Origin of the sequence: Ornithinibacter sp., from assembly GCF_035443565.1 — a bacterium.
GTDB lineage: Bacteria > Actinomycetota > Actinomycetes > Actinomycetales > Dermatophilaceae > Fodinibacter.
Map to the genome: position 1 here is coordinate 1 of NZ_DAORSO010000080.1, position 3929 is coordinate 3929.

At 70.2% G+C, this 3929-nt stretch carries 4 protein-coding genes; 2 read left to right on the forward strand and 2 right to left on the reverse strand.

Going from position 1 to position 3929, the window contains the following annotated elements; translation table 11 throughout:
- The coding region (locus tag PLL68_RS09445; RefSeq protein ID WP_324533512.1) for an aconitate hydratase at window positions 1–1200 on the forward strand (1200 nt) is incomplete at its 5' end.
- A 106-nt stretch (window positions 1201–1306) separates the two neighbouring features.
- On the opposite strand, the gene PLL68_RS09450 is transcribed toward PLL68_RS09445, so the two are convergent.
- Window positions 1307–1870, reverse strand: coding sequence for a dihydrofolate reductase family protein (locus PLL68_RS09450; RefSeq protein ID WP_324533513.1), 564 nt, complete (start codon window positions 1868–1870; stop codon window positions 1307–1309).
- Window positions 1871–1964: 94 nt separating this feature from the next.
- On the opposite strand from PLL68_RS09450, the gene PLL68_RS09455 reads away from it, so the two are divergent.
- Window positions 1965–3236 carry a NupC/NupG family nucleoside CNT transporter gene (locus PLL68_RS09455; RefSeq protein WP_324533514.1) on the forward strand — a complete coding sequence of 424 codons (1272 nt, stop codon included), beginning with the start codon at window positions 1965–1967 and terminating at the stop codon, window positions 3234–3236.
- 15 nt (window positions 3237–3251) lie between these two features.
- On the opposite strand, the gene cobA is transcribed toward PLL68_RS09455, so the two are convergent.
- Window positions 3252–3929: uroporphyrinogen-III C-methyltransferase (cobA, locus tag PLL68_RS09460; RefSeq protein ID WP_324533515.1), on the reverse strand; the 678-nt coding region annotated here is incomplete at its 5' end.

The window sequence follows — 3929 nt, forward strand, 5'->3', positions numbered from 1 at the left end:
GTCGGCTACGGCTGCGCCACGTGCATCGGCAACTCCGGCCCGCTGCCGGCGTACGTCTCGTCGGCGATCCAGGCCGAGGACCTGTCGGTGGCTGCGGTGCTCTCTGGCAACCGCAACTTCGAGGGCCGCATCAACCCCGACGTCAAGATGAACTACCTCGCGTCGCCGCCGCTGTGCATCGCCTACGCGCTGGCCGGCACGATGGACTTCGACTTCGACACCGACCCGCTCGGTCAGGACGAGGCCGGCAACGACGTCTTCCTCGCCGACATCTGGCCCGCTCCGCAGGAGGTCGAGGCCGTCATCGCGTCGTCGATCACTCGTGACCTGTTCACCGCCGACTACGCCGACGTCTTCGCCGGTGACGAGCGCTGGCAGTCGCTGCCGACCCCCGAGGGTGACACCTTCGCCTGGGACCCGGCCTCGACCTACGTGCGCAAGCCCACGTACTTCGACGGCATGCAGATGGAGCCGGCGCCGGTCACCGACATCACCGGTGCCCGCGTGCTCGCCAAGCTCGGCGACTCGGTCACGACCGACCACATCAGCCCGGCCGGTTCCATCAAGGCCGACAGCCCGGCAGGCAAGTACCTGGCTGACAACGGGGTCGACCGCAAGGACTTCAACTCCTACGGCTCCCGTCGCGGCAACCACGAGGTGATGATCCGCGGGACGTTCGCGAACATCCGCCTGAAGAACCTCCTCCTCGACGGCGTCGAGGGTGGCTTCACCCGCAACTTCCTCGCGGGTGGCGAGCAGACGACGATCTACGACGCGTCCGCCGCCTACCAGGAGGCCGGCATCCCGCTCGTCGTCCTCGCCGGCAAGGAGTACGGCTCGGGGTCCTCGCGTGACTGGGCGGCCAAGGGCACGGCCCTGCTCGGGGTCAAGGCGGTCATCGCCGAGTCCTACGAGCGCATCCACCGCTCCAACCTCATCGGCATGGGTGTGCTGCCCCTGCAGTACGCCAAGGGCACCAACGCCGAGTCGCTGGGCCTCACGGGCACCGAGACCATCTCGGTCTCCGGGGTCACCGCCCTCAACGACGGCGGCAGCCCGCGCACCCTCACGGTGACCGTGACTCGCGAGGACGGCTCGCAGACCAGCTTCGACGCGGTCCTGCGCATCGACACCCCGGGTGAGGCCGACTACTACCGCAACGGCGGCATCCTGCAGTACGTCCTGCGCTCGCTCGTCTGAGCACAGCCTGCCTCTGGCAGAACCACCAGTGGCCGCACCCGATGAAGGTGCGGCCACTGGTGTGTGTGGGGGCAGCGGATGCCGGGAGGGCCCGGCGTCGGGTGGCCTATGCTTCGGCGCGCACCGGCGCGTACTCCAGAGCCAGCACTCCGGTGGGCAGGGCCTTGGAGCGCAGCAACGTCATCGGCAGCATCGGCTCACCCTCGGTGAACAGCCGATCACCCGACCGGGCGGCGATCGGGTGCACGAGCAGGTGCAACTCGTCGAGCTCGCCCGCGTCGAGCAGTGCCCGCACGACCGGCAGCGACCCGGGGATGAGGACCTTGCCCACTCCCTGCGACCGCAGAGCCTGTGCAGCGGCCACCGGGTCGGCAGCGCGCTCGACGTTGCGCCAGCCCAGATCCTGCTCGCCGGACGTGATGACGACCTTGCGGGTGTCGCCGATGAGCGCGCCGAACTCGGCGTCCTCACCGCCGGCGGCCTCACGCTCGGGCCAGGCGCCGGCGAAGGACTCGTAGGTGCCCCGGCCCAGCAGCAGCACGTCGACGCCGTCGTAGTCCGCGGCGACGCACTCGCCCATCGCCTCGTCGAAGTACGGCCCGTGCCAGGCGAAGTCGATCTCGGCGACGCCGTCGAGGCTGATGAACACGGTGGAGATGATCGTGGTCAATGCGGAGCCTTTCGCCGTTTCTCGAGTGCAGTCTGGGTAGCCTGCCTGAACGCAGCGGCTCAGCGCGAGCCGGGTGTCAGGCCAGGAGGATCGGATGATCGACGTGCTCTGGGGGCTCGGCGGAATGGTCGTGCTGCTCGGGCTCGCCGTCGCGATCTCGGAGAACCGCAAGGCAATTCGGCTGCGCACGGTGGGTGCGGCGCTCGCCCTGCAGGTGGCCTTCGCGGTCATCGTGCTCTACGTTCCCGCCGGTCGAACCGTCCTCGACGCGATCACCCGCGGGGTGCAGGCCGTCATCGACTCCTCGAGTGCCGGCATCAGCTTCCTGTTCGGCCCGCTCATCCCGGCCGAGGGGGAAGGCCTGATCTTCGCCCTCCAGGTGCTGCCGGTCATCATCTTCTTCGCGGCGCTCACGTCGGTGCTCTACCACTGGCGGATCCTGCAGAAGGTCGTCGGCTGGCTCGGCACCGGGCTGCGCTGGGTGCTCGGAACCTCGCGCGCCGAGTCGGTCAACGCCGCGACGAACATCTTCCTCGGGCAGACCGAGTCACCGCTGGTCATCCGCCCCTTCATCGCGCGGGTCTCCCGCTCCAGCCTGTTCGCCATCATGGTCGGCGGCCTCGCCACGGTCGCGGGCTCGGTGCTCGTCGGCTACGCCCTGCTCGGCGCCGACCTCGACTCGCTCATCGCGGCCGCCTTCATGGCAGCCCCCGGAGCCCTGCTCATGGCCAAGATCGTCGTCCCCGAGTCCGAGGAGGTCGACGCCGATGGTGTTCCCGTCGCCAGCACCGACCCTGCCGACACGGAGGCGCTCGAGGAGGCCGAGGCGCAGGCGCAGGAGGAGGTGCGGCACGTCAACGTCATCGACGCTGCTGCCGCCGGGGCGGCCGACGGCCTCAAGCTGGCCGCGAACATCGGCGCGATGCTGCTGGCCTTCATCTCGCTCATCGCCCTGATCAACCTCATCCTCGGCACCGTCGCCGGGTGGTTCGGGGTCGAGTCGCTGACCTTCGAGCAGATCCTCGGGTGGATCTTCGCGCCGATCATGTTCGTCATCGGCGTGCCGTGGGACGAGGCAGTGCGCGCGGGCAGCTTCGTCGGCCAGAAGACCGTCGTCAACGAGTTCGTCGCGTTCTCGAACTTCGGCCCGGTCGCCGATGAGTTCACCGAGAAGACCCAGGCGATCATCACCTTCGCCCTCACCGGGTTCGCGAACCTCGGCTCGCTCGCGATCCTCCTCGGTGGGCTCGGTGGCCTCGCCCCCAGCCGACGCTCCGAGATCGCCCAGATGGGCGTCCGGTGCGTGGCTGCGGCGACGCTGGCCAACCTCATGAGTGCCGCCATCGCCGGCATCCTCATCGGCTGACGTCGGCTGAGAGGCTCAGCTCCAGGCAGGGCTGAGCCGCACCACGTCTCCGACGACGACGACTGCCGGGTTCTCGACACCCACGGATGCCGCGCGCTCGGCGATGTCGCGCAGCGTCCCGGTCGTGACCCGCTGGTCGGGGGAGAAGCCGCGCTCCACGATGGCGACAGGGCACGATGCCGGGCGGCCGGCATCCATGAGCGCCTGTGCCGAGCGGGCGAGGCGACCGACACCCATGAGCAGGACGACGGTGTGGTCGGTGCCGGCCGGCACCTCGGGCAGCTCGTCGTGGCCGGTGACGACGGTGAACCCGCGCGCCACGCCCCGCTGCGTCACGGGGATGCCGGCTGCCGCGGGCACCGCCACGGCGCTGCTCACCCCGGGCACGACCTCGACCCGGATGCCGTGCGCCTGGCACGCGAGGCGTTCCTCGCCGCCCCGACCGAGGACGTAGGGGTCGCCGCCCTTGAGGCGCACCACGGACCGGCCGGCGAGGGCGAGGTCGACGAGCAGGTCGTTGATCCGCTCCTGGGGGAGGGCGTGGCGGCCGGGGGACTTGCCGACGTCGATGACCTGCACGTCGGCGGGAAGGGCATCGACCACGGCGCGCGGAGCGAGGCGGTCGAGCACGACGACGTCGGCGCTCGCGAGCAGTTCGCGCCCGCGCACGGTCAACAGCCCGTCGTCGCCCGG

What these genes read in the sequence shown, in the direction of transcription:
- PLL68_RS09455 (WP_324533514.1), top strand. Translation starts at nt 1,965, where the DNA reads ATGATCGACGTGCTCTGGGGGCTCGGCGGAATGGTCGTGCTGCTCGGG.